Origin of the sequence: Catenulispora pinistramenti (assembly GCF_018274385.1) — a bacterium.
GTDB lineage: Bacteria > Actinomycetota > Actinomycetes > Streptomycetales > Catenulisporaceae > Catenulispora > Catenulispora pinistramenti.
Window position 1 is genome coordinate 1 of sequence record NZ_JAAFYZ010000175.1, and the last position, 23,656, is coordinate 23,656.

At 69.8% G+C, this 23,656-nt stretch carries 23 protein-coding genes; 18 read left to right on the plus strand and 5 right to left on the minus strand.

The window, feature by feature from the left end; translation table 11 throughout:
- Together KGQ19_RS35525 and KGQ19_RS35530 are read right to left on the minus strand one after the other, a co-directional pair.
- A partial coding sequence (locus tag KGQ19_RS35525; protein WP_212017517.1) for an alpha/beta fold hydrolase occupies window positions 1-1,409 on the minus strand: 1,409 nt, incomplete at its 3' end.
- Window positions 1,410-1,576: 167 nt separating this feature from the next.
- Window positions 1,577-2,431, minus strand: a complete 855-nt coding sequence (locus tag KGQ19_RS35530) for a PSP1 domain-containing protein (protein ID WP_212017557.1) — start codon at window positions 2,429-2,431, stop codon at window positions 1,577-1,579.
- A gap of 145 nt (window positions 2,432-2,576) precedes the next feature.
- Here KGQ19_RS35530 and pyrE point away from each other — a divergent pair, with 145 nt between their 5' ends.
- The 4 genes from pyrE to fbaA all read left to right on the plus strand — a co-directional run bounded on the left by pyrE (window position 2,577) and on the right by fbaA (window position 6,170).
- Window positions 2,577-3,146, plus strand: a complete 570-nt coding sequence (gene pyrE, locus KGQ19_RS35535) for an orotate phosphoribosyltransferase (RefSeq protein WP_212017519.1) — start codon at window positions 2,577-2,579, stop codon at window positions 3,144-3,146.
- 124 nt (window positions 3,147-3,270) lie between these two features.
- Window positions 3,271-4,200, plus strand: a complete 930-nt coding sequence (locus tag KGQ19_RS35540) for a hypothetical protein (protein WP_212017521.1) — start codon at window positions 3,271-3,273, stop codon at window positions 4,198-4,200.
- A gap of 138 nt (window positions 4,201-4,338) precedes the next feature.
- Window positions 4,339-5,088 carry a DedA family protein gene (locus KGQ19_RS35545; protein WP_307856605.1) on the plus strand — a complete coding sequence of 250 codons (750 nt, stop codon included), beginning with the start codon at window positions 4,339-4,341 and terminating at the stop codon, window positions 5,086-5,088.
- A gap of 56 nt (window positions 5,089-5,144) precedes the next feature.
- A complete protein-coding gene (gene fbaA / locus KGQ19_RS35550) occupies window positions 5,145-6,170 on the plus strand; it encodes a class II fructose-bisphosphate aldolase (protein WP_212017523.1) in 1,026 nt (341 codons plus the stop codon).
- A gap of 80 nt (window positions 6,171-6,250) precedes the next feature.
- Here the strand turns inward: fbaA and KGQ19_RS35555 are convergent, their stop codons facing one another.
- A complete protein-coding gene (locus KGQ19_RS35555; RefSeq protein ID WP_212017525.1) occupies window positions 6,251-7,024 on the minus strand; it encodes a GNAT family N-acetyltransferase in 774 nt (257 codons plus the stop codon).
- A 105-nt stretch (window positions 7,025-7,129) separates the two neighbouring features.
- Entirely contained in the window at window positions 7,130-8,377 is a 1,248-nt protein-coding gene (locus KGQ19_RS35560) for an FUSC family protein (protein WP_212017527.1), read from the minus strand.
- Between the two features lie 127 nt (window positions 8,378-8,504).
- On the opposite strand from KGQ19_RS35560, the gene KGQ19_RS35565 reads away from it, so the two are divergent.
- From KGQ19_RS35565 to KGQ19_RS35620, 12 genes are all read left to right on the plus strand, one after another.
- Window positions 8,505-9,392 carry a Rossmann-like and DUF2520 domain-containing protein gene (locus KGQ19_RS35565; protein ID WP_212017529.1) on the plus strand — a complete coding sequence of 296 codons (888 nt, stop codon included), beginning with the start codon at window positions 8,505-8,507 and terminating at the stop codon, window positions 9,390-9,392.
- Window positions 9,389-10,255: a pantoate--beta-alanine ligase gene (gene panC, locus KGQ19_RS35570; RefSeq protein WP_212017531.1), complete on the plus strand. Its 867-nt coding sequence runs from the start codon at window positions 9,389-9,391 to the stop codon at window positions 10,253-10,255. The genes KGQ19_RS35565 and panC overlap by 4 nt, the downstream gene beginning before the upstream one ends.
- Complete coding sequence (panD, locus tag KGQ19_RS35575) at window positions 10,255-10,674, plus strand: aspartate 1-decarboxylase (RefSeq protein WP_212017533.1); 420 nt, start codon at window positions 10,255-10,257, stop codon at window positions 10,672-10,674. Before panC ends, panD begins: the two co-directional genes overlap by 1 nt.
- Window positions 10,675-10,709: 35 nt before the next feature.
- Window positions 10,710-12,383 (plus strand): L-aspartate oxidase, encoded by a 1,674-nt coding sequence (locus tag KGQ19_RS35580; RefSeq protein WP_212017535.1) that lies wholly within the window; start codon window positions 10,710-10,712, stop codon window positions 12,381-12,383.
- A complete protein-coding gene (gene nadC, locus KGQ19_RS35585) occupies window positions 12,383-13,309 on the plus strand; it encodes a carboxylating nicotinate-nucleotide diphosphorylase (protein ID WP_212017537.1) in 927 nt (308 codons plus the stop codon). Before KGQ19_RS35580 ends, nadC begins: the two co-directional genes overlap by 1 nt.
- 4 nt (window positions 13,310-13,313) lie before the next feature.
- A complete protein-coding gene (locus KGQ19_RS35590) occupies window positions 13,314-14,102 on the plus strand; it encodes a type III pantothenate kinase (protein ID WP_212017539.1) in 789 nt (262 codons plus the stop codon).
- Between the two features lie 115 nt (window positions 14,103-14,217).
- A complete protein-coding gene (locus tag KGQ19_RS35595) occupies window positions 14,218-15,261 on the plus strand; it encodes a hypothetical protein (RefSeq protein WP_212017541.1) in 1,044 nt (347 codons plus the stop codon).
- A 103-nt stretch (window positions 15,262-15,364) separates the two neighbouring features.
- The gene (lysX, locus tag KGQ19_RS35600) at window positions 15,365-16,885 is read left to right on the plus strand and encodes a bifunctional lysylphosphatidylglycerol synthetase/lysine--tRNA ligase LysX (protein WP_212017543.1); all 1,521 of its coding nucleotides are present in this window, start codon (window positions 15,365-15,367) and stop codon (window positions 16,883-16,885) included.
- A gap of 75 nt (window positions 16,886-16,960) precedes the next feature.
- Complete coding sequence (locus tag KGQ19_RS35605) at window positions 16,961-17,137, plus strand: hypothetical protein (RefSeq protein WP_212017545.1); 177 nt, start codon at window positions 16,961-16,963, stop codon at window positions 17,135-17,137.
- Between the two features lie 33 nt (window positions 17,138-17,170).
- Window positions 17,171-18,514 (plus strand): globin domain-containing protein, encoded by a 1,344-nt coding sequence (locus KGQ19_RS35610; RefSeq protein ID WP_212017547.1) that lies wholly within the window; start codon window positions 17,171-17,173, stop codon window positions 18,512-18,514.
- A complete protein-coding gene (locus tag KGQ19_RS35615) occupies window positions 18,511-19,029 on the plus strand; it encodes an amino-acid N-acetyltransferase (RefSeq protein ID WP_212017549.1) in 519 nt (172 codons plus the stop codon). Before KGQ19_RS35610 ends, KGQ19_RS35615 begins: the two co-directional genes overlap by 4 nt.
- Before the next feature lie 98 nt (window positions 19,030-19,127).
- Window positions 19,128-19,466 carry a histone-like nucleoid-structuring protein Lsr2 gene (locus KGQ19_RS35620; RefSeq protein ID WP_212017551.1) on the plus strand — a complete coding sequence of 113 codons (339 nt, stop codon included), beginning with the start codon at window positions 19,128-19,130 and terminating at the stop codon, window positions 19,464-19,466.
- 112 nt (window positions 19,467-19,578) lie between these two features.
- Here KGQ19_RS35620 and KGQ19_RS35625 read toward each other — a convergent pair whose 3' ends face one another.
- Window positions 19,579-20,067 carry a hypothetical protein gene (locus KGQ19_RS35625; protein ID WP_212017553.1) on the minus strand — a complete coding sequence of 163 codons (489 nt, stop codon included), beginning with the start codon at window positions 20,065-20,067 and terminating at the stop codon, window positions 19,579-19,581.
- A 333-nt stretch (window positions 20,068-20,400) separates the two neighbouring features.
- On the opposite strand from KGQ19_RS35625, the gene KGQ19_RS35630 reads away from it, so the two are divergent.
- Both KGQ19_RS35630 and KGQ19_RS35635 read left to right on the plus strand, forming a co-directional pair.
- Window positions 20,401-22,956 (plus strand): ATP-dependent Clp protease ATP-binding subunit, encoded by a 2,556-nt coding sequence (locus KGQ19_RS35630; protein ID WP_194896581.1) that lies wholly within the window; start codon window positions 20,401-20,403, stop codon window positions 22,954-22,956.
- A gap of 51 nt (window positions 22,957-23,007) precedes the next feature.
- Complete coding sequence (locus KGQ19_RS35635) at window positions 23,008-23,460, plus strand: hypothetical protein (protein ID WP_212017555.1); 453 nt, start codon at window positions 23,008-23,010, stop codon at window positions 23,458-23,460.
- The last annotated feature ends 196 nt before the right edge of the window (window positions 23,461-23,656 follow it).

Genomic DNA, 23,656 nt, shown 5'->3' on the forward strand with positions numbered 1-23,656 from the left:
GTGATGGGGGCTGGTTGGGTTTGGGGTTTGACCGGCCAGGTGGCGCAGCTGAGGTCGGCCCAGGCCAGCATTTCGCCGAGGAGGGGGGCCTGGGTTTTGTAGTCCGGGACCTCTTTGTTCTCGATCTGCTGGGCGTTCTCGGCGTCGGGGTCGGGGCGGTCGAGGCAGTTGATGGCGATGTTGGCGTCGGTCTGGTTGTCGTATGTGCCGTTGGTGCGGTCGTTGTACAGGTCCGCCCATTGCAGGAGGCGGGTGCCGTCGCCGTTCATGGCCGCGCTGAGGGCGTCGCGGAGGTCGCCCCAGTACTGGGGGACGTACATCACCTGGAGGACCGCGGTGAGTCCGAGTCCGTAGTTGACGGTGCGGTTGCCGTCGTGGGTGGGGACTGGGTGGTCCTGGAGCGACTGCAGGTAGGTCATGAGCTTGTCGACCGCGGTGTTGCCGTCGGTGCCCAGGGGGCAGCCGGATTGGGTGACGCAGTCGGCGGCGAATTCGCGGATCAGCTTCTCGAAGCCCTGGGCCTGGGCGATGTTCATCTGCTTGGCGGTCAGGGTCGGGTCGATGGCGCCGTCCAGGACCAGGCGGCCGGTGTTCTGGGGGAACAGGCCCGCGTAGACGGCTCCGAGGTAGGTGCCGTAGGACTTGCCCAGGTAGTAGAGCTTCTGGTCGCCGAGGACGGCGCGCAGGACGTCCATGTCCCGGGCCGCGTTGGGGGTGCCGATGTAGGGCAGGATGCGGCCGGACTTCTGTTCGCAGGCCTTGCCGATCGCCTGCGACTCCTTCACGACCTCCGCGACCTGGGCGTCGGTGCGGGGCATCGGGTCCGCCGACACGAACTCGTCCATCGCCGCCGTGTCGTCCGACAGGCAGCGGACCGGGTCCGACTGGCCGACGCCGCGCGGATCGAAGCCGACGATGTCGTAGTGTGCCGCGACGTTCTTGGTGACGACGCTGGGGTCCTGCGCGTAGGCGATACCCGCGCCGCCGGGGCCGCCGGGGTTCAGCAGGAGCGAGCCCACCCGCTGGCTCGCCGGGCCGGTCGCGGCCTTGCGCGTGGCCATGATGTACGTCGTCCCCTTGGCCGGGTCCGAGTAGTCCAGCGGCACGGTGATCTTCGCGCAGGTCCAGCCCGGGCCGCTGCTGTCCGAGGTGCAGGACGCCCACTTCGGCTGCTGGCTGTAGAACTGCTGTAGGTCCGCGGGGACGGCGTCCGCGGCGGACATCGTGGTGGAGCGCGGGGCGGCGGAGGCGCCGGTGGGCGCGTCGGCCGAGGCGCTGCCCGAAGCGCCGCGTCCACCGGGCGTCGAAGGTTTCTGCGACGCGTGCGAACTCCCGCCGCACCCAGTGGTCAGAAGAAGGCTCGCGGCGACCACCGCTAGGGCCCGTCGTGCTGTCGGACTGGGGTTCACAGGCGGGTCTCCTCCTACGGTGCGGGGCGCGGGGTGCGCGGCACAAACGGTCTGTGGCGTTTGTGGTTAGCTATCCAGAAAAGTCCGGTTCCACACCATGCCGCAGCCGCTAGAGGGAAGCCCAGAGGGAACGCGGGGGAAGCCCAGAGGGAGCCCAGAGCGAAGCCCTACTCCGCATCCCAGCGCATAGACCCGTCCTTGCGGGACGTCTCATAGTCCTGCCGAGACCCGCATACGGACGCCAGCGAACACGAGCACGTCCGCCCCGTCTCGTCCAGCCGCACCTTCACCGTCTCCGACGGCACGTTCAGCCCGACGACCCGCCCCGGCCCCTCCGGCGTCAGCACCTTCTCGCCGCGCGCCGGTGCCTTCGCCTTCGTCTCGACATAGAGCGGGTGCTCATATTTGAGACAGCACATAAGCCGCCCGCAGGCCCCGGAGATCTTCAGCGGGTTCACCGGGAGGTCCTGGTCCTTGGCCATCCGCACCGACACCGGCTCGAAGTTCTTGAGGAACGTCGAGCAGCACGTGTCCCGCCCGCACGGCCCGATCCCGCCCTGGATCCGCGCCTCGTCCCGCGCGCCGAGTTGGCGCAGCTCGATCCGGGCGTCCAGCTCCCGGGCGAGGGTGCGGACCAACTCGCGGAAGTCCACGTACTGCGGGGCGGAGAAGTACACAGTGATCTGCTTCTCCGACTCCACGAAGTCGACGCCGACCACCTTCATCGGCAGTCCCTGCTCGCGGATCTGCCGCTTGGCGACCACCCGGGCCCGGGCCCGGCGCTCCCGGCTGCGCTCGTCGCGCGCCAGGTCGTCCGGGGTGGGGAAGCCGACCAGTTCGTCCAGTCCGCCGATCTCCGCGTCGCCCTCGGTGTCGACCCATTGCGGCGCCCAGATGCACTCGGCGACCTCGGGCCCGGCGGAGGTGGGGACCAGCACCTTGTCGCCCACGTGCGGGGTGATGGGTCCTGGTGCGTAGTAATAGAGACGGCCGTAGCGGGTGAAGCTGACGGCACAGATCATCGCCACGGACGGCTCCCAAAGCAGGCGACAGCACACGGTACGGACACGACGTTCACCCGGTTGAGCCTAAGCGCAGTCCTCGGCCCGAGGCGAGAGGCTGAGGAAGACGATCGGCGGCGGCGCCGGGTTGGCTACGCTTGGGGACATGTCCCACGCGCCGATCGTCGCCCAGCCCAGCCCCGCCCGTGATGCCCTGCTGAAGGAGATCCAGGACAAAGCGGTGGTGCGCGGCGAGGTGACCCTGTCCTCCGGCCTCAAGGCCGACTGGTATCTGGACCTGCGCCGGATCACGCTGGACGGGACGGCGGCGCCGCTGGTCGGCACCGCGATGCTGGAGCTGACGGCGGACCTGGACTTCGACGCGGTCGGCGGGCTCACGATGGGGGCGGACCCGGTGGCCACCGCGATGCTGCACGCCTCGGCCGGGCGCGGCCGGGCGCTGGACGCCTTCGTGGTGCGCAAGGCCGCCAAGGCGCACGGCATGCAGCGCCGCATCGAGGGCCCGGAGGTGGCCGGCCGGCGCGTACTGGCCGTCGAGGACACCTCCACGACCGGCGGGTCGCCGCTGGAAGCGGTGCGCGCGCTGAGGGAGGCCGGTGCGGAGGTGGTCGCGGTCGCTACGATCGTGGACCGCGCGACCGGTGCCGCCGAAGCGATCGCCGCCGAGGGACTGCCCTACTACACCGTCTATACGCTGGGGGATCTCGGAGTGTAGACATCAGAGGCGGGCGCAGTAGAGTTCCCGCGATCTCGACCGCGAATCGGACGCAACCAGCGTGGTGGTTCGCGCGTCTACCTGCCAGAACCTAATCAGGTGTCAACACTTTGGGGTGCGGGCTGTGGAAGAGCGGGACGAGCTAGAAATCGAGACGAGGCTGCGTGCTGCGTTGCAGGCGCGCAGTGAACTCGTCACGCATTCCACGCTCCGGCCCGGCATCCCGCCGAACGAACACACGGCGGGGGTGCGGACCGGGCGCGAATCCTGGTGGTCGTGGCGCCGGATGTGGGTGCCGGTCACCGTCGCCGCCGCGCTGGCCGGCGGCGTTTTCGTGGGCGCGCAGCTGCCGTCGGACTCGAACAAGACCGAGGTCGGCGCCGGTTCCGGTCAGCCGGGTGTGGCCGGGAGCGAGGGCAGCCCGTCCACCAAGTCCGACGTGGCGGCGGGCTCCCCGGAGACCGTCGGCACGGTCAGCTTCACCCTGGCCGACGGCTGGCAGCTGACCCCGATATCCGCCACCGCCGGCTGCGTGACGCCGAAGACCCGCCCGGTTCCGGCCTCCGCCGGTAGCGCCGGCACGCTGCCCTGCGGCGTGGACGCGCTCTACCTCAAGACCGACGCCGCGCCGACCGCCTGGCCGCTGAGCACCGCGAGCAGCGGCACCGGCTGGTGGCCGACCGCCGTGGGCTCCGCCTCGGACATCGTCTGCCCGGCGGGGCAGTCCGGGACCGGTAGCCAGTCCGGGAGCGGTAATTCCGGAAGCGGCAACAAGGTGAAGAGCTCGGTACTGCTGCGCACCTCGACGGACTACGCCCTGGCCGCACCGACCACCACCGGATCGACCACAGCCGCGCCGACCACGGCCGAGTACCACGAGTGGGCGGTGACCTGCTCCAGCGGCACCGGGGCACAGCCGATGCTGTGGAAGCTCAACGCCGCGCCGGGGGCCACACCTCCGTCGCAGTTCGCGGTCGCCACGGTCGTCTCCGTCGACCCGAAGTACGACACGGCGTTGCTCGGTATGGTGGGCTCTCTGCACCAGGCGAGCTGACCAGGGTCGGCGCGCTGCCCCGCGATCCGGTCGGAACCGCTCGTATCGCCCCACGCTTCCCGGTCTGACCAGGCTGGGGAGCGTCACGATCCCGCCATCTGCCACACGCTGTAGTAATGACAAGGTAGCCTCTGTCCCGTGACCTCCTCACTGGCCCACTTCCTGGCCTTCAACCCGATCTCCGCGACGGACTGGATCAACGCGCTCGGCAACTTCGCCGTGCTCGGGGTCTGCGCGATCATCTTCGCTGAGACCGGTCTGATGATCGGTTTCTTCATGCCCGGCGACTCGCTGCTGTTCATCGCCGGTCTGCTCACGCTGTCCGGCAAGGCGTCCGCCGGCGTGACCAACACCCACCACCTGTCGCTGCCGCTGCTGCTGGTGGCGGTGCCGATCTGTGCCGTGGCCGGCGCCCAGCTCGGGCACTATCTCGGCGCGCGCTTCGGGCGGCCGCTGTTCGACAAGCCGGAGAGCCGGCTGTTCAAGCGGGAGTACGTCGAGAAGGCCGAGGGCGTGTTCAACCAGTACGGCGAGACCAAGGCCGTGGTGCTGGCGCGCTTCATCCCGGTCGTGCGCACGTTCATGAACCCGGTCGCCGGCGTGCTGGAGATGCCCGCGAAGAAGTTCTTCGTCGCGAACCTCATCGGCGGCGTCATCTGGGCCGACGGCGTGCTGCTGCTCGGCCGGCTGGCCTCCAACGTGATCAGTGCCGACAAGGTGGACAAGTACATCATCCCGATCACCCTGGTGATCGTGCTGCTGTCGCTGCTGCCGATCTTCTTCGAGTGGCGCAAGACGAAGAAGGCCAACGCCGCCGCCACGGCCGCCGGCTACCCGGCGGCCGACCAGGATTCGGTCGCCTCGAGCGGCCGGCACCGCGGCCGGTAAACTGCGCTCCAGCAGCGCTGAACCGAGTGCGACCGTCCTACCGAGGAGATTAAGCGATGGCTATCGCGACCCCTGAGGTCTACCGCGAGATGCTGGACCGGGCCAAGGCCGGCCGGTTCGCCTACCCCGCGATCAACGTGACCTCCTCCCAGACGCTGAACGCCGCCCTGCGCGGCTTCGCCGAGGCCGAGAGCGACGGCATCCTCCAGATCTCCACCGGCGGCGCGGAGTACCTGTCCGGCTCGGTCAAGGACATGGTGGTCGGCTCGGTGGCGCTGGCGGAGTTCGCGCACGTGGTCGCGGCCCGCTACGACATCACGGTGGCGCTGCACACCGACCACTGCCCGAAGGACAAGCTCGACGGCTTCATGCGGCCGCTGATCGAGGTCTCGACCGAGCGGGTGAAGGCCGGAAAGCTGCCGCTGTTCCAGTCCCACATGTGGGACGGCTCGGCGGTGCCGCTGGACGAGAACCTGCAGATCGCGCAGGAGCTGCTGGCCAAGTGCGCGGCGGCGGACATCGTCATGGAGCTGGAGATCGGCGTCGTCGGCGGCGAGGAGGACGGCGTCGCCAACGAGATCAACGAGAAGCTGTACACCACCCCCGAGGACGCGCTGAAGACCGTCGACGCGATCGGCCTGGGCGAGAAGGGCCGCTACCTGCTGGCGGCCACGTTCGGCAACGTGCACGGGGTCTACAAGCCGGGCAACGTCAAGCTGCGCCCGGCGATCCTGAAGGACCTGCAGGACGCGGTCGCGGCCAAGCACTCCGGCCACGGCGACAAGCCCTTCGAGCTGGTCTTCCACGGCGGCTCCGGCTCGGCGCTGGAGGAGATCCGCGAGGCGCTGGACTACGGCGTGGTGAAGATGAACGTCGACACGGACACGCAGTACGCGTTCACCCGGCCGATCGCCGACCACATGTTCAAGAATTACGACGGCGTGCTGAAGGTCGACGGCGAGGTCGGGAACAAGAAGACCTACGACCCGCGGACGTACGGCAAGTCGGCCGAGGCGGGCATGGCGGCCCGGGTCCTCGAGGCCTGCACGGACCTGCGGTCGGTGGGGACGAAGCTGAAGTAGGTCGCTTCTAGTAGCGCTCTGTGGGGCGTGCTCCTTATATAGGAGTGCGCCCCACTTGTGCGTTCTCTAGCTTGTGTTCTCTAGAACGAGTACCGGGCCCGCCCCGAGAACCGCTCGAACCCGAGCCGCCGGTACACGGGCGCCCCGAGCGGGGTGGCGGTCAGCGTCGCGCTCTTCGCGCCGGCCTGGAAGGCTCCGTCCACGGCGGCTGCGGAGACCAGGGCGCCGAGGCCGCGTTTGCGGGCGGAGGTCTTGGTGGCGACCCAGAACAGCCCGGCGGAGTCTTCGTGGCGGAGGGCCAGTGCGGCGGCGGCCGGTTCGCGTTCCAGGTAGGCGACGAAGGCGTGGACGTGCGGGTCCAGGAGGACTGCGGGTGATCCGAAGTGCAGCACTGTGTCCGGGTCCTGCTTCGCCTCGATGCGGAGTGCGCGGTGCACTTCTGCGAAGGCGTCCGCTTCCTCGGGGTCGCGGACTTCCGCGAGTTCGACTTCGGGGCCGGGGGCCGGGATGGCCGGGGCGGTGGTGGTGCCCATGTCGTCCAGCTCTATGCCGCGGGTCATGCCGATGGCTTCGGCGGCGGCTATGAGGTCCGCGTCGCCGTCGACGGAGGCCCAGAGGTTCAGCGGCTGGCTGTGCTCGGCGCCGAAGGAGCGGACCGCCTCCATCGACTTGGCCGCCGGGACCGTGCGGTCGTAGCGGCGTGCCGAGCTGTAGAACAGCGAGCGTAGGTAGGGGCGTGCTGACGCCACCATCAGCATGCCCGCGTCCTCGCCGATGACGGTGCCGTCCTCTTGCCCGGCGAACAGGCGCGCGGCGGCCAGGGTGGTGCGGTCGCTCCGGTCCAGGAAAGTCATACCGCGCATCATCCCCAGATCTGCGGGACTCTGCGCGGTATAAACGACCCGCTTATAGGAGCTCTACAGGGACCGTGCTTGTAGCGCCCCTTATAAGGACGCGGGTCACGTGGACGAGCTGGGGACCGGCGGGGGAAGGATCTCGGGGATGGCCAGGGCGTGCGGGCCGTCCACCGGGTCGAGTTCGTAGAGCATCCTCCGGACCTCGTCCAGGAGCGCTCCGTGAACAGACCAGCGCTCTACTGCGTGCGCCCCTATAGGGAGCATGTCCTCTATAGCCGAGAGCTGATGGTCGGCCGCGGCGGTGATGATGACCTTCAGCTCCTCCAGGACCTGGCGGCTGTCGCGGTCCGGGATCTGGAGCCGGCCGAAGCGGTTCAGGGCGCGGCCGACGTCGAGCAGGAGTATGGCCAGCGCGTCGGGGACCTCGGTGGTGGCCGGCAGGCCCCGGGCGCCGTTCGCGAGGTCGTTCAGGCCCCGCAGCAGGCTGTTGAGTTGCGAGGAGACGTGGCTGAGGCAGATCGCCGCCTGGTCGACGCGGTTGACCTCCGGTTCCAGCGCGGAGCGCCGGGGGTGGTAGCGGACGGCCTCCTCGGCCTGGTCGGCGATGTCCTCGGCGTCGTGGCTGTCGCCGGCCAGGGCGCGGGAACGGTCCAGCCACTTCTTGGCGTCGGCTGCCGACCATTCGGTACTGAGGGTTTTGGAGACGTCTCTACAGAGCTGTGCCAGGTCGTCCGCCAGGTCGGCCAGGTCCTTGGCGGCGGTGTCGGCGTAGGTCGGGGGCGCGATCAGTGCGTTGGCGACGACACCGACGGCCGCGCCGAGCAGGGTGTCCCAGATGCGTTCCAGGCCGTAGCCCCGGCCCAGGCTGTAGACCAGCAGCGAGGTGGTGGCGACCTGGTTGACCTGGGTGCCCAGGCGCAGGCCGCGGCCGACCATCAGCGCCACGATCACCAGGGCCGACAGCGTGTACCAGGTCAGGTCGATGAACCGGCCGATCGCCAGGGCCGCGAAGACGCCGAGCAATACCGCCGCGACCTGTTGCAGGCCGCGCCGGAAGGTCTGGTAGATGGTGACCTGCATGGTGATCAGGACGGCCACCGGGGCCAGGACGGCGTGGAACTGGGGATGGCCGTGGTAGATCACCCGCTTGGCCAGCTCCCAGGCCACCGCACAGGCCAGGGCGGTCTTCAGGGTCTGTATGAACGCTTCGCGCTCGCGGTTGAACCAGTGCCGCACGCCGTGCAGTCGGAAGGCCCGCACCGAGTGCTCGATCCCGGAGCGCAGGGTGGTGTGACCACGCCCGAGTAACTCCCTGGTGAACTCGCCTACCGAGTCCGTGGAGCGTGGCATGGGGGAATGATGGCAGATCAGTGACCATGATGACCGTGAGGACCACTCCGGGATACTCTTGATCCCGCCATCATTTTGATACGACTGGTACCCGAAGTGGACTGGATCGTTGACAGATAGAGAGCCCATGGATTCCGCAGAGTCCCGCCTGGCGGTCGGGGTCGTAGGTACCGGCCGCGTTGGATCGGCCCTCGGGGCGGCCTTACAGCGCGCCGGCCATCACGTGGTCGCCGCCTCCGGTGTGTCCGAGGAGTCGCGCCGCCGTGCCGACAAGCTGTTGCCCGACGTGCCGCTGGTGCCGCCGCAGGACGTGCTGGCGGTCGCCGACCTGGCCCTGCTCACCGTCCCCGACGACGCCCTGTCCGGGCTGGTCGAGGGGCTGGTGGCGACCGGTTCGATCAAGCCCGGCACGATACTGGCCCACACCTCCGGCCGGCACGGCTACACCGTCCTGGACCCCGCCACCAGGGCCGGGGCGTTGCCGCTGGCGCTGCACCCGGCCATGACCTTCGCCGGCACCGAGGTCGACGTGGCGCGGCTGGCCGGCTGTTCCTTCGGGGTGACCGCCCCGGATCCGCTCCGCCCGATCGCCGAGGCCCTGGTGGTGGAGATGGGCGGGGAGCCGGAGTGGATCGAGGAGGCGGCGCGTCCGCTGTACCACGCGGCCCTCGCGTACGGCTCCAACTACCTGGTCACCCTGGTCGCGCAGGCCGAGGACCTGCTGGCCGCGGCCGGCGTCCGGCAGCCCGGCCGGATGCTCGGCCCGCTGCTCGGCGCCGCGCTGGACAACGCGCTGCGTTCCGGCGATCTGGCGTTGACCGGGCCGGTCGCGCGCGGGGACGCCGGGACCGTCGCGGCGCACCTGGAGGTCCTGGCAGAGCGCGACCCGCAGGCCGCCCGCGGCTACCGCGCACTAGGACGCCTGACCGCGGACCGCGCGATGGCCTCCGGACAGCTCTCCGCAGAGAAAGCCGAACCCCTGCTCGGAGTTCTGAACAAGGAGCCTGACGCATGACCGCGCTCGTGCACACCCGCGCCGAACTGCAGCCCTTCCTGGATGGATTCGCTAATAGGAAGCGCGGCGTGGTCATGACCATGGGGGCGCTTCATGAAGGGCACCTGGAACTCTTCAAGCGCGCTCGCCACGACTGCGACCTGGTCGTCGCGACCATCTTCGTGAACCCGCTCCAGTTCGGCCCGAACGAGGACTTCGACCGCTACCCGCGGACCCTGGACGACGACCTGAAGCTGTGCGCGGAAGCCGGAGTGGATGTCGTCTACGCGCCGGCCGTGGAGGAGGTCTACCCGGGCGGTCAGCCGATCGTGCGGGTCACCCCCGGGGCGATGGGGGAGGTGCTGGAGGGCGAGTTCCGTCCCGGCTTCTTCACCGGGGTCCTGACCATCGTGAACAAGCTGCTCAACCTGACGGACCCGGACGTGGCGTTCTTCGGGCAGAAGGACGCGCAGCAGCTCGCCCTGGTGCGCCGCATGGTCCTGGACCTGAACATGCCGATCGAGATCGTCGGCGTCCCGACCGTCCGGGACGAGGACGGTCTGGCCAAGTCCAGCCGCAACCGCTACCTCAGCTCTGAGGAGCGCACTACCGCGCTCGCCCTGTCGCGCGCACTGTTCGCCGGACAGGAGAAGGCCACGGAGGGCGCCGACGCAGTGCGCGACGCGGCTACCGCGGTGCTGAAGGCGGCCGTCGCCACCGGACGGCTGGACCTGGACTACCTGGCCCTGGTCGACCCGCGGGACTTCTCGGAGGCCCCGCCGACGTTCTCTGGAGAGACCGTGCTCGCCGTGGCGGCCCGCGTCGGCACCACCCGCCTGATCGACAACCTGCCCCTCACCCTCACCACCCACGGAGCCCGCTGATGTACCGCACGATGCTCAAGTCGAAGATCCACCGCGCCACGGTGACCCAGGCCGACCTGCACTACGTCGGTTCGGTCACGATCGACGAGGACCTGATGGACGCCGCCGACCTGCTGCCCGGCGAGCAGGTGGCGATCGTCGACATCGACAACGGCGCCCGCCTTGAGACTTACGTCATACCCGGGCAGCGCGGTACCGGGGTGATCGGGATCAACGGCGCCGCCGCGCGCCTGGTGCACCCCCAGGACCTGGTCATCCTGATCTCCTACATGCAGGTGGACGACGTGGAGGCGCGTAGTCTTCAGCCGAAGGTGGTGCACGTCGACACCGAGAACCGGATCGTCGCCCTCGGGGCCGACCCGGCCGAACCGATCCCGGGTTCCCAGGTGCTGAGTCGGGGCGACGTCACCGCGAACTAGGAGTACTGGGTTTCCGGTACGTGAGGGGCGAGGCAATGGTCCAGCGGCTAAGGGCACCCCATCCGGGGTGGCGGGCGTATGCGGACACGGTCGTGGTGGGGTCCGGCGTGGCCGGCATCACGGCGGCGCTGGCCGCGCGGCAGGCCGGCAGCGTTCTGCTGGTGACGAAGGCACGTCTGCAGGACGGGTCGACCCAGTGGGCGCAGGGCGGCATCGCCGCGGCGCTCGGCGTCGGCGACAGTCCGGAGGCGCATCTGCAGGACACGCTGGTCGCCGGGGCGGGGGTCTGCGACGAGGACGCCGTACGGGCCCTGGTGACCGAGGGCCCGGCGGCGGTGCGCAGACTGATCGCGCTCGGCGCCGAGTTCGACAAGACCGCGGACGGCTCCATCGCGCTCGGCCGCGAGGGCGGGCACCTGGCCCACCGCATCGCGCACGCCGGCGGCGACGCCACCGGCAAGGAGGTCTCCCGCGCGCTGATCGCGGCGCTGGAGCACACCATCGGCGAGATCGAGGTCATCGACCACGCGCTGGTGCTGGACCTGCTCAAGGACGAGCACGGCGGCGCCGCGGGCGTCACGCTGCACGTCATGGGCGAGGGCGCGCGCGACGGCGTCGGCGCGGTGCACGCCAAGGCCGTGGTGCTGGCCACCGGCGGCATGGGGCAGGTCTTCGACGCGACCACGAACCCCTCCGTCGCGAACGGGGACGGCGTCGCCATCGCGCTCCGTGCGGGCGCGGAGGTGGCGGACCTGGAGTTCGTGCAGTTCCACCCCACGGTGATGTGGCTGGGCGGGGCGGCGCGCGGGCAGCAGCCGCTGATCTCCGAGGCGGTCCGCGGCGAGGGCGCGCACCTGGTGGACGGCAGCGGTGTCCGCTTCATGGTCGGGCAGCATCCACTGGCCGAACTGGCGCCGCGCGACGTGGTCGCCAAGGGCATCATGCGACGTATGGCCGAGACCGGGGAGCCGCATATGTGGCTCGACGCACGGACCGGCGTAGCAGAGTTCTCCGATGAGTACTGGCGTACGCGCTTCCCGACTATCCGTGAGTCCTGTCTCCAGCACGGGATCGACCCGGCCAAGGACCTGATCCCGGTGGCGCCGGCCGAACACTTCGCGTCCGGCGGTATCCGGACCGACATATGGGGACGTACTTCTATCCCGCGCTTGTACGCGTGCGGAGAGGCAGCCTGTACCGGCGTGCACGGAGCGAACCGCCTGGCGTCCAACTCGCTGTTGGAAGGACTGGTCTTCGCCGAGCGCATCGGAGCGGACCTCGCCAAGCGGCTGCCGTGGACGCAGACCCCGGTCCCTGTCGAGGCACCGGAGGACGTGGTGGACGTGCTGCTAGAGCCGTCGGTGTTGGCCGACGTGCAGCACACCATGACCGCCGGTGCGAGCGTGCTGCGCAGTGCGCAGTCGCTGGACCGCACCGCCGACGAGCTGGAGCGGCTCGCCGAGCACCGTGCCGAGGCCCCGCACCTGGAGGCGTGGGAGGCGACGAACCTGCACCTGCTGGCCAGTGCGCTGGTGAAGGGCGCGTTGATGCGGAACGAGACCCGCGGGTCGCACTGGCGTGAGGACTTCCCGGAGAGCGCGGACCGCTGGCTGGTGCGCCTGGCGACCCGCCTGGACCCCGCGACCGGGAACCTGGTCACCGAGAAGCAGCCGCTGCGCAGTGCTGAGATGGATGGAGTGAAGCCCTGATGAGCTCGTTGTCCCCGGATGTCGCCAAGGCCCTGACCGACGGCGGCCTGGACCCGGAGTACGTGACTTCGGTGATCATGATGGCCCTGGACGAGGACCTGGCCGACGGCCCGGACGCCACCACCGAGGCCACGGTCCCGGCCGACGCCGCCGCCACCGCGGACTTCGCCTCCCGGGCGACCGGTGTGGCCGCCGGCGTCCCGGTGGCCGCGGCGGTGTTCGACCTCATCTCGCAGGGCACGGCGAAGATCCGGCAGGCGGTGAAGGACGGCGACCGGGTCGAGCCGGGCACTGTCCTGCTCACCGTCACCGGCGCCACGCGGGACCTGCTCACCGGGGAGCGCACCGCTTTGAACCTCCTGTGCCACCTGTCCGGGATCGCCACCCAGACCCGGCTGTGGGTGGACGCGGTCGAGGGCACCGGTGCGAAGATCCGCGACACCCGCAAGACCACCCCCGGGCTGCGCGCGCTGGAGAAGTACGCGGTGCGGTGCGGCGGCGGCGTGAACCACCGCATGTCGCTGTCCGACGCCGGGCTGGTGAAGGACAACCACGTGGTGGCCGCCGGCGGTGTCGTCGAGGCCTTCGAAGCCGTGCGCAAGGCGCACCCCGGGCTGCCGATCGAGGTCGAGATCGACTCCCTGGAGCAGCTGCCCGGGGTCCTGGCGGCCGGCGCCGAGCTGATCCTGCTGGACAACTTCACCCCGGACCGGATGCGGGCCGCGGTCCAGGTGACCGGGCGCAACGAGCTGTACGGCCGGACCCGGCTGGAGGCCTCCGGCGGGCTGACGCTGGATCTGGCGCGGGCCGTGGCCGATACCGGGGTGGACTACATCTCGGTCGGCGCGCTGACCCACTCCGCGCCGATCCTGGACATCGGCTCGGACTTCCGCGAGGACCCGGACGTCCGCGAAGAAGGGAAGTAGCCCGGTGCTCCTGACCATTGACGTCGGCAACACGCAGACCGTCTACGGGTTGTTCGACGGCGAGGAGATCGCCGACCACTGGCGGGTGGCCACCGATCCGCGCCGTACCTCCGACGAGCTCGCGGTGATGACGCAGGGCCTGCTGAACCAGCACCCGACGGCCGGCAAGCCCGGCGGCCTGACCGGGCTGTCGATCTGCTCCACGGTGCCCTCGGTGCTGCACGAGATGCGCGACATGAGCCGGCGGCACTACGGCGACGTCCCGACGGTCCTGGTGGAGCCTGGGGTGAAGACCGGCGTGCCGATCCTGGTGGACAACCCCAAGGAGGTCGGCGCGGACCGGATCATGAACGCCCTGGCCGCGCACTACCTGTACGACGGCCCGGTGATCGTGGTCGACTTCGGGACCGCGACCTCCTTCGACGCCGTCTCGGCCAAGGGCGAGTTCCTGGGCGGGGCGATAGCGCCGGGCATCGAGATATCGGTCGAGGCGCTGGGGATGCGCGGCGCGCAGCTGCGGAAGATCGAGCTGACCAAGCCGCGCAGCATCATCGGGAAGAACACCGTCGAGTGCATGCAGTCCGGGATCCTGTACGGGTTCGCCGGCCAGGTCGACGGCGTGGTGCACCGGATGGCCGAGGAGATGGCCGAGGACCCGGACGACGTCACCGTGGTCGCCACCGGCGGGCTGGCGGGGCTGGTGCTGGACGAGTCCGAGGTGGTGGACGTGCACGAGCCGTGGCTGACGCTGGTCGGGCTGCGGCTGGTGTACGAGCGGAACAGCGGGAGCTGATTTCCCCGGCGGGACAGCGGGAGCTGATTTCCCAATCGGGACATGGCGGGTTCGCGACGGCGGCCGGACGGAAAAACGTTCGGCCGCCGTCGCGTCCGCGTGCTTGCATGATCCGATGGAAGTAACGGAGATCCTCGCGGCGGCATCGGCACTACTCGGCACCGAGCTGACCGATCCGGTCGATCTGGGCGGCAGCGATCGGAGCGTGGTGCTGCGGGTCCGCACGGCGGCGGGGGACACGGCGGGCGACACGGTCATCCTGAAGGCGCACAAGGAACAGTCCGCCTACGCGGCCGAGACCAGCGGACTCCGCCTCACCGATATGGGCCCGCGACTCCTGGCGGCCGATCCGGAGCACCGGCTGATCGTCATGGCAGACCTCGGCGACGCCCCGAACCTCGCCGACCTGCTGCTCGGCGGCGACGAGAAACAGGCCCGCGCGGCGCTCGTCGAGTGGGCCGCCACCTACGGCCGGCTCGCCGTGCAGACCGTGGGGCGGGAGGGCGACCTGGAGGTGCCGAGCGAGCCGTGGGTCGCGAAGAGCATGGCGAAGCTGCCCGGCTTCCTCGACGGGCTCGGCATCGCGCCGCCACCGGGCTTGGAGTCCGACATCGAGGCGGTGTCCGTGTTGGACCACGACCGGTTCTCGCCCGGCGACATCTGCCCGGACAACCATCTGCTGACCGCCGAGGGGCTGCGGCCGATCGACTTCGAGGGCGCGGGCTTCCACTCCGTCTTCCTGGACGCGGCCTACAGCCGGATGCCGTTCGGAACCTGCTGGTGTGTGTTCCGGCTGCCCAAGACCTTCTCCATGGAGGCCGAGCGCGCCTATCGCGAGGAGGTCGTGAAGGCGTACCCCGAACTGGCCGACGACCGGATCTGGCGGCCCGGGGTGCGGCGGGGCTCCGTCGCCTTCGTGGTCATGATGTCGGTGTGGCAGGTGCCTGTGGTCCAGGAGGCGGACCGGCCGATGAACCGCACCCGGATGCCCGAGTCCAGCATGCGGCAGGTGCTGCGCTACCGCTGGGAGGCCACGGCGGCCTCGCTGGAGCGGGCCCGGGAGCTTCCCGCCGTGGCGTCCGCGTTCCGGGGGCTGCTGGCCGCGACCGAGGACTGGCGGACCGGGGACCTGGCGAAGTATCCGGCTTTCAGCGGCTGAGCGCCGGGCATCCCGCCGCCCGGCGCGGCCGTCGTTCCCCCGTGCGGCCCGCCACGTGGTATTCGGTTGCGGCCCCTGGAAGCCCGCCAAGTAGCCTTGTCCCATGACCGAGACCACCCCGCCTCCGGCGCAGCCCGAGTCCGACCTCCCCGAGCAGATCCGCATCCGCCGGGAGAAGCTGGACAAACTGCGCGAGCGCGGCGTGGACCCGTACCCGGTCGGGTACCCGCGGACCGCGACCATCGGGGAGCTGCGCGCCGAGTACGGCGACCTGGCCCCTGACACCCCGACCGGGCAGCGGGCCGGGATCGCCGGGCGGGTCGTGCTGTCCCGGACCGGCGGCAAGCTCTGCTTCGCCACCCTGCGGGAGGGCGAGTTCGAGATCCAGGCGATGTTCTCGCTGGACCGCCTCGGCGCGGAGTCGCTGGAGGAGTGGAAGACCGACGTCGACCTGGGCGACCTGGTCGGGGTCACCGGGGAGGTCATCACCTCGCGCCGGGGCGAGCTCTCGATCATGGTCGAGAGCTGGGCGATCACCGCGAAGTGCCTGCGGCCGCTGCCGGACAAGCACAAGGGGCTGACCGACCCGGAGACCCGGGTGCGGCAGCGGTACGTCGACCTGATCGTGAACCCCGAGGCGCGCCGGATGCTGTTCACGCGCTCGGACCTGGTGCGCTCGGTGCGCTCCAGCCTCGGCGCGCGCGGCTACACCGAGGTCGAGACCCCGATGCTGCAGCCGATCCACGGCGGGGCCAACGCCCGGCCGTTCGAGACCCACATCAACGCCTACGACATGAAGCTCTACCTGCGCATCGCGCCGGAGCTCTACCTCAAGCGGCTGCTGGTCGGCGGGGTGGAGAAGGTCTTCGAGATCAACCGCAACTTCCGGAACGAGGGTGCGGACTCCACGCACAGCCCGGAGTTCACCATGCTGGAGGCCTACGAGGTCTACGGCGACTACAACGTCATGCAGAAGCTGACGCAGCAGGTGATCCAGGAGGGTGCCGAGGCGATCTTCGGCTCCCAGGTGGCCCGCCGGGTGAACGCCGAGGGCGAGGTCGAGGAGTTCGACATCAGCGGCGACTGGAAGTCGGTCACCGTGAACGAGGCGATCTCCACCGCGCTCGGCGAGGAGGTCACCGCCGACACCGAGATCGGCGCGCTGAAGAAGCTGTGCGACGGCGCGAACATCCCCTACGCGCCGGGCTGGACCCGCGGCCAGGTGGTGCTGGAGATGTACGAGCACCTGGTCGAGGACAAGACCGTGCTGCCGACGTTCTACCGGGACTTCCCGAAGGACGTCTCGCCGCTGACCCGGGCGCACCGCGAGGACTCGCGGCTGGCCGAGCGCTGGGACCTGGTCGGCTGGAGCGCGGAGATCGGCACCGGCTACTCGGAGCTGATCGATCCGGTGGACCAGCGCGAGCGGCTCACGGAGCAGTCGCTGCTGGCCGCCGGGGGCGACCCCGACGCCATGCAGCTGGACGAGGACTTCCTGCGCGCGCTGGAGTACGCGATGCCGCCGGCCGGCGGCATCGGGGCCGGGATCGACCGGATCCTGATGGCGCTGACCGGGCGGCTGATCCGGGAGACCATCCTGTTCCCGTTCGTGAAGCCCGCGTAGGTTTCGCCAAACTCGCGTATGTAGTCTGGCGGGACCGACAAACACCTCGGCTGGTTTCGAGGGGGAAGCGACACGATGATGGGCAATCTGGGCCTGTACGTACCGTCTTTTGTGGTGGCAGTGGCGTTCGTCTACGTCATCAGGCTCATCGTCGTGTCGCAGAACCCGCAGAAGCGGGCCGAGGCGCGGGCGCGTGAGCTGGAGGCCGAGCGGAACGATCCGCGGTTCGGACCGAAGCCTGGATCACGGTAAGACGCCGCTTAGCGTCCTGTTAATGTCGTGCGCGTGACGGAAGCTCTGGCTGTGGACGGCGAAAACCTCAACGACGATCTGCTGGCCGGCCGTGGGCAGGCGCTGGCTTTGGTGCGGCAGGGATTCGCGGCCGTCACCGCACGACCGGACGTCTTCCTCTCGGCTTTGTACGAGGACTTCTTCACTTCCAACCCGCGCTACCGCAAGTACTTCGCGGCCGGCGGCGAGGTGCGCCGCGACCAGCGGACGCTGGAGGCCGCGACCCGGGTGGTGGCCGATCTGGACCGCCCCGGGGCGCTGCTGCCGCTGCTGCGCCGGCTCGCGCTGGAGTACCGCAAGTACGGGGTCCGCGAGCCGCACTACCGGGCGTTCGCCGGGTCGGTGATGACGGCCCTGGAGCGCACGATAGGCGAGGCCTGGACCTACGAGGCCGCGGCCGCCTGGGTGGACGAGCTGACCATGGTCGCCTCGGCGATGCTCGGGATCGCCGCCGAGGCCGACGCGCAGGGCCCGGCCTACTGGGAGGCCGAGGTCGTCGCGGTAGACCGGATGGGGGAGGACGTCGTCCGGCTGCGGGCCCGCACCGCGTTCCCGTACCCCTACCACGCCGGCCAGTACGCCGCGATCGAGCTGGGCCGGCTGCCCTGGGTCTGGCGGGACTTCTCGTTCGCCGCCGCGCCGACCGGCCCGGATGGCGCGGACGGCGCGGACCCGGATCACTCCGTCCTGGAGTTCCACGTCCAGCGCACCGCCGACGGCCGGCTCAGCAACGTCGTGCACGACGAGTTGGAGCTCGGCGACCGGATCCGGATCGCGGCCCCGGTCGGCGAGCTGGCCTTCCCGGCCGGCGCCTCGCGGCTGATCGCGGTCGGGCACGGCACCGGGCTGGCGCCGATCGCCGCGCTGCTGGAGGAGGCCGCGGCGAGCGGGGACGACCGGCCGGTGCACATCGTGGTCGGGAACTCCTTGAACGCCGCGAAGCCGGCCGGCAAGGCCGCCACGGCCAAGAAAGCCCAGAAGACGGCTAAGCCCGCGGCCGCCGCCAAGGCCGCCCCGGCCGCGGCCGAGAAGGCCGCCAAGACGGCGAAGGCCGCCGACGCCGCGGACGGGTCCGCGGACGCCGGGACTCACTACCTCAACGAACGCTTGTCTGAATTGGCCGCCGCGCACGGCAACGCGAAGGTGGTCTTCCTCGGTGCCGCCGAGGAATTGCCTCAACATCTGGACGAGTACGTCAAGCGCCTGGCCGACGGCGGGACACTGTCCGGATGGGGCGGCGTGGCCGTCGGCTCGACCGGCACGGTCCAGGCCTGCCTCGGTGTCCTGGCCGCCGCCGGGGCCGATCCCGCCGACGTGAGAAGCGATCTTTTCGGATGACCCTCCCCGCCTCCGCCGCCGATATCACGGTGCGCCGGGCCCGTACCGACGATGTCGGCGCGATCCGCGAACTGCTCGCCCGTTACAAAGACATCCTGCTGGACAAGCCGGACGTCACGCTTTTCGAGGACATCCAGGAGTTCTGGGTGGCCGAACACGACGGCGACGGCCGGGTGGTGGGCTGCGGCGCCATGCACGTCTTCTGGCTGGATCTCGCGGAAGTGCGCACCCTGGCCGTCGACCCGGAATGCCGGGGTATGGGGGTCGGCGCGCGAATCCTTGACAAACTAGTCCGTACCGCCGCGCGCATCGGCGTTCGCCGGCTGTTCTGCCTCACGTTCGAAGTGGACTTCTTCGCCGCGCACGGATTCTCCGAGATCAGCGGGGTACCGGTGCCGCCGCAGATCGAAGCCGAACTGTCGAAGTCCCCGGACGGCGGGGTCGCGGAGTTCCTGGACTTGGAGCAGGTCAAACCCAACACTCTGGGCAATACGCGCATGCTGCGGATCTTGTAGGACCTGCCCCGGGTTCTCGGAGAGGATTTGATTTCATCACCGGAATGCGCTTTGCTGACAGACGGAATAACCCGTACCGGAGAAAGGCGGGCCGCCCGATGGCCAAGCGCACGACCGTGGTGATTCACGACGACCTCGATGGCTCCGAGGGCGCGAGCACCGTTAAGTTCGGCCTCGACGGGAAGTCCTACGAGATCGACCTGTCCGAGGCGCATGAGAAGGAATTGCGCAAGGCGCTCGACAAGTACCTCGCGGCCGCGTCGCAGGTGACGGGCGCCAGCGCCGCCGCCTCCGGTCGCCGGAAGTACGGTACCGGCCCGGCGCGCCGGGACACGAAGCACATCCGTGAATGGCTCCGTAACGTCGAGGGCGTGGAAATCAGCGACCGCGGTCGCATTCCGACCGACCTGATGAATCGCTACAACGCCGCTCACTAAATACTCCCGACCTCGGCCGGGGAGTGTGCCCGGCCGACGTCGCGGAGGAGTCCGCGCCGGTCGGCGCGGCCGGTCAGGACCGGTCAGCGCCGGTGACCGGCGCCGCGCCGCTTCAGCGGGCCGCGGCCACCGCCAGCCGGTGGCAGGCGGCCGCGATGGTGGCCAGCAGGGCGATCAGCTCCGGGGGTTCGGGCAGTCCCGGAGTCGGATAGGCGTCGCGACGCGAGCCGCCTGGGGCGGTCCGGGCGGCGCCGTCCGCGTCTTCCGGGTCATCGGCGGCGTCCGCTGGGCCGACCGGGTGCTCCGGTTCCAGTCCGCCGGGCCGTTGCATCGGCACCATCGCCGGGTGCAGCCAGCGCACCGGGGGATCGGTCAGTTCCTCGGCGGGCACCGCGCTCAGATCCAGGCGCACTCCGCCCCAGTCCAGCCATTCCAGCAGCTCGGGCAGGTCTTCGGCGCCGCCGGCGGCGACATAGAACAGGACCCGGCCGGTCGCGGACAGCGCCACGGGGCCCGGCGCCACCGCCGGCTGGCCGTATCCCAGCAGCCTCGCCAGTGCCTCGCGCCCCGCTGGTTCCGGTACGGAGACCACGTCCGGCATGTGGATCGACCTCCCCGTTCGCTCTTGGCGTACAGCCTATTCGGGTCTACGGCCCCGGTACCGGGAACACCACGTCAGAGGCGGCGAGTTGGACTAACGGAAGGCACTGGGCGCGGTGACCGTCCCGTTGACATCGGGGAAGTCACGCCACCTGCGTGGGAAGGCGGGACTAGATTGGTTGCCAGACCCGCCCGCCACCCCAGGTGGGGAACAGTGGTTTGGCACCGCATGGAACCAGCAACACACCAGGGCAAGCGCACGATCTGTACTCGCTTCACAAAGCAGCACTTCGATCCATACGTCAGCCCGCGACGCTCCGGGGAGCGATGAGGAATGTTCGAACGGTTCACCGACCGCGCACGGCGCGTCGTCGTCTTGGCCCAAGAAGAGGCCAGGATGCTCAACCACAACTACATCGGGACCGAGCACATCCTCCTCGGCCTCATCCACGAGGGTGAGGGTGTGGCGGCCAAGGCTCTGGAGAGCCTGGGCATCTCGCTGGAAGCGGTCCGCCAGCAGGTGGAGGAGATCATCGGCCAGGGCCAGCAGGCCCCGTCCGGGCACATCCCCTTCACCCCCCGGGCCAAGAAGGTCCTGGAGCTGTCCCTGCGCGAGGCGCTGCAGCTGGGCCACAACTACATCGGCACCGAGCACATCCTGCTCGGCCTGATCCGCGAGGGTGAGGGCGTCGCGGCGCAGGTGCTGGTCAAGCTGGGCGCGGACCTGAACCGGGTGCGCCAGCAGGTCATCCAGCTGCTGTCCGGCTACTCCGGCGGCGGCAAGGAGGCCGCGGCGGCCGGCGGCCCGGCCGAGGGCACGCCGTCCACCTCCCTGGTCCTGGACCAGTTCGGCCGGAACCTGACCCAGGCCGCCCGCGAGGGCAAGCTCGACCCGGTCATCGGGCGCGAGAAGGAGATCGAGCGGGTCATGCAGGTGCTGTCCCGCCGCACCAAGAACAACCCGGTGCTGATCGGCGAGCCCGGCGTCGGCAAGACCGCCGTCGTGGAGGGCCTGGCGCAGGCCATCGTCAAGGGCGAGGTGCCCGAGACGCTCAAGGACAAGCACCTGTACACGCTGGACCTCGGCGCGCTGGTGGCCGGCTCCCGCTACCGCGGTGATTTCGAGGAGCGCCTGAAGAAGGTGCTCAAGGAGATCCGCACCCGCGGGGACATCGTCCTGTTCATCGACGAGCTGCACACGCTGGTCGGCGCGGGCGCTGCGGAGGGCGCCATCGACGCGGCGTCCATCCTGAAGCCGATGCTGGCCCGCGGTGAGCTGCAGACCATCGGCGCCACCACGCTGGACGAGTACCGCAAGTACGTGGAGAAGGACGCCGCCCTGGAGCGCCGCTTCCAGCCGATCCAGGTGGCCGAGCCCTCGGTGGCGCACACCATCGAGATCCTCAAGGGCCTGCGCGACCGCTACGAGGCGCACCACCGGGTGTCCATCACCGACGGCGCGCTGGTGGCCGCGGCCACCCTGGCCGAGCGCTACATCTCCGACCGGTTCCTGCCGGACAAGGCCATCGACCTGATCGACGAGGCCGGCTCCCGGATGCGGATCCGCCGGATGACGGCGCCGCCGGACCTGCGCGAGTTCGACGACAAGATCGCGAACGTGCGCAAGGAGAAGGAGTCCGCGATCGACGCGCAGGACTTCGAGAAGGCCGCCGCGCTGCGCGACCAGGAGAAGCAGCTGCAGAGCGCCAAGGCGCGCCGGGAGAAGGAGTGGAAGCAGGGCGACCTGGACGTCGTGGCCGAGGTCGACGAGGAGCTCATCGCCGAGGTCCTGGCCACCGCCACCGGCATCCCGGTCTTCAAGCTCACCGAGGAGGAGACCTCCCGCCTGCTGCGCATGGAGGACGAGCTGCACAAGCGCGTCATCGGCCAGAACCAGGCGATCAAGGGCCTGTCCCAGGCGATCCGGCGCACCCGTGCCGGGCTGAAGGACCCCAAGCGCCCCGGCGGCTCGTTCATCTTCGCCGGCCCGTCCGGCGTCGGTAAGACCGAGCTGGCCAAGGCCCTGGCCGAGTTCCTGTTCGGCGACGAGGACGCGCTGATCCAGCTGGACATGTCCGAGTTCTCCGAGAAGCACACGGTCTCCCGGCTGTTCGGCTCCCCGCCCGGATACGTCGGCTACGAAGAGGGCGGCCAGCTCACCGAGAAGGTGCGCCGCAAGCCGTTCTCGGTGGTGCTGTTCGACGAGGTCGAGAAGGCGCACCCGGACATCTTCAACTCGCTGTTGCAGATCCTGGAGGACGGCCGCCTGACCGACTCCCAGGGCCGGGTCGTGGACTTCAAGAACACGGTGATCATCATGACCACCAACCTCGGCACCCGGGACATCTCCAAGGGCTTCGGCCTGGGCTTCGCCGCCCAGGGTGACACCAAGGCCCCGTACGAGCGGATGAAGGCCAAGGTCAACGACGAGCTGAAGCAGCACTTCCGCCCCGAGTTCCTGAACCGCGTGGACGACACGGTGGTGTTCCCGCAGCTGAGCCAGGACGACATCGTGGCGATCGTGGACCTGATGATGAGCAAGGTCGACGGCCGGCTCAAGGACAAGGACATGGGCATCGTCCTGACCCGCAAGGCCAAGGAGCTCATCGCCAGCCTCGGCTACGACCCGGTCCTGGGCGCCCGGCCGCTGCGCCGCGCGATCCAGCGGCACATCGAGGACCCGCTGTCGGAGAAGATCCTCTTCGGCGAGGTCCGGGCCGGCCAGCTGATCACGGTGGACGAGAACACCGAGACCGGCGCGGTCGAGTCCGACCAGCGGTTCACCTTCAAGTCCGGCCCGAAGGAGGACGTCCCGGAGGACGCCTCGGTGCTGGAGTCCGGGACGCTGCCGCCGGCGGCCCCGGAGGCGGCGCCTGGAGTCAGTGCCTGATCTCCGCCGAAAACGAACGGCCCCCATCGCTCGCGGTGGGGGCCGTTCGCTGTGCGGGACGGCGACAAAGAAAAAACCATGCCGTCTACCGGTATCCGGCAAGTGATTCGGGCATTCGCGCACTTCGGACTCACCGGCGCCGACAGTGTGTGCGATCGGGGAATCAGGGAACTGCGACTTGCTTCAGAGATAGTCGCGCTCGGGTGGTTTCGTAAAGAGCTTCTAAAATCTGCGAAGAAACCGCCGCGCTCAAGGCGACTTGCCGATCTCGCCATCATCGAAGCGAAACACCGGGTCGGGCCAATCGGCATCGCCGGAATCGGTGGCCGCGGCGACCGAATCGGCGACATCCCCGACTTCGCCGCGCGGTTCATGCAGCGCCCGCCCGATCCTGCGCGGTGCGTCACCGAAGTGGGAATCGGTGATCGCCCTCAGAGCGCCGAAAGCCGACAGCCGCCCACCCCGTACGAAGGTGAGCGGCCGTCGTTCTGTCCAGTGTCCTGACCACAAGCCCGTTCCGGAGCGACGTCGGCTCCGGCTCGGGGGCGTCCCCGTGGTTGCGCTGCTGGACTTGTCCTGACCGAACGCGGCCGACGCTCTCGGCCGCGATGTGCCCACTGTCTGCCTGGACCTGCTACCTGGACCTGGTCCTGGTCCAGGCGGGGCTCAAGCCTGGCTCACGCCGCCGGCGGGGCGGGCA

What these genes read in the sequence shown, in the direction of transcription:
- KGQ19_RS35530 (WP_212017557.1), bottom strand. Translation starts at nt 2,431, where the DNA reads ATGATCTGTGCCGTCAGCTTCACCCGCTACGGCCGTCTCTATTACTAC.
- pyrE (WP_212017519.1), top strand. Translation starts at nt 2,577, where the DNA reads ATGTCCCACGCGCCGATCGTCGCCCAGCCCAGCCCCGCCCGTGATGCC.
- fbaA (WP_212017523.1), top strand. Translation starts at nt 5,145, where the DNA reads ATGGCTATCGCGACCCCTGAGGTCTACCGCGAGATGCTGGACCGGGCC.
- KGQ19_RS35555 (WP_212017525.1), bottom strand. Translation starts at nt 7,024, where the DNA reads ATGACTTTCCTGGACCGGAGCGACCGCACCACCCTGGCCGCCGCGCGC.
- KGQ19_RS35560 (WP_212017527.1), bottom strand. Translation starts at nt 8,377, where the DNA reads ATGCCACGCTCCACGGACTCGGTAGGCGAGTTCACCAGGGAGTTACTC.
- KGQ19_RS35565 (WP_212017529.1), top strand. Translation starts at nt 8,505, where the DNA reads ATGGATTCCGCAGAGTCCCGCCTGGCGGTCGGGGTCGTAGGTACCGGC.
- panC (WP_212017531.1), top strand. Translation starts at nt 9,389, where the DNA reads ATGACCGCGCTCGTGCACACCCGCGCCGAACTGCAGCCCTTCCTGGAT.
- panD (WP_212017533.1), top strand. Translation starts at nt 10,255, where the DNA reads ATGTACCGCACGATGCTCAAGTCGAAGATCCACCGCGCCACGGTGACC.
- KGQ19_RS35580 (WP_212017535.1), top strand. Translation starts at nt 10,710, where the DNA reads ATGGTCCAGCGGCTAAGGGCACCCCATCCGGGGTGGCGGGCGTATGCG.
- nadC (WP_212017537.1), top strand. Translation starts at nt 12,383, where the DNA reads ATGAGCTCGTTGTCCCCGGATGTCGCCAAGGCCCTGACCGACGGCGGC.
- KGQ19_RS35595 (WP_212017541.1), top strand. Translation starts at nt 14,218, where the DNA reads ATGGAAGTAACGGAGATCCTCGCGGCGGCATCGGCACTACTCGGCACC.
- lysX (WP_212017543.1), top strand. Translation starts at nt 15,365, where the DNA reads ATGACCGAGACCACCCCGCCTCCGGCGCAGCCCGAGTCCGACCTCCCC.
- KGQ19_RS35605 (WP_212017545.1), top strand. Translation starts at nt 16,961, where the DNA reads ATGATGGGCAATCTGGGCCTGTACGTACCGTCTTTTGTGGTGGCAGTG.
- KGQ19_RS35615 (WP_212017549.1), top strand. Translation starts at nt 18,511, where the DNA reads ATGACCCTCCCCGCCTCCGCCGCCGATATCACGGTGCGCCGGGCCCGT.
- KGQ19_RS35620 (WP_212017551.1), top strand. Translation starts at nt 19,128, where the DNA reads ATGGCCAAGCGCACGACCGTGGTGATTCACGACGACCTCGATGGCTCC.
- KGQ19_RS35625 (WP_212017553.1), bottom strand. Translation starts at nt 20,067, where the DNA reads ATGCCGGACGTGGTCTCCGTACCGGAACCAGCGGGGCGCGAGGCACTG.
- KGQ19_RS35630 (WP_194896581.1), top strand. Translation starts at nt 20,401, where the DNA reads ATGTTCGAACGGTTCACCGACCGCGCACGGCGCGTCGTCGTCTTGGCC.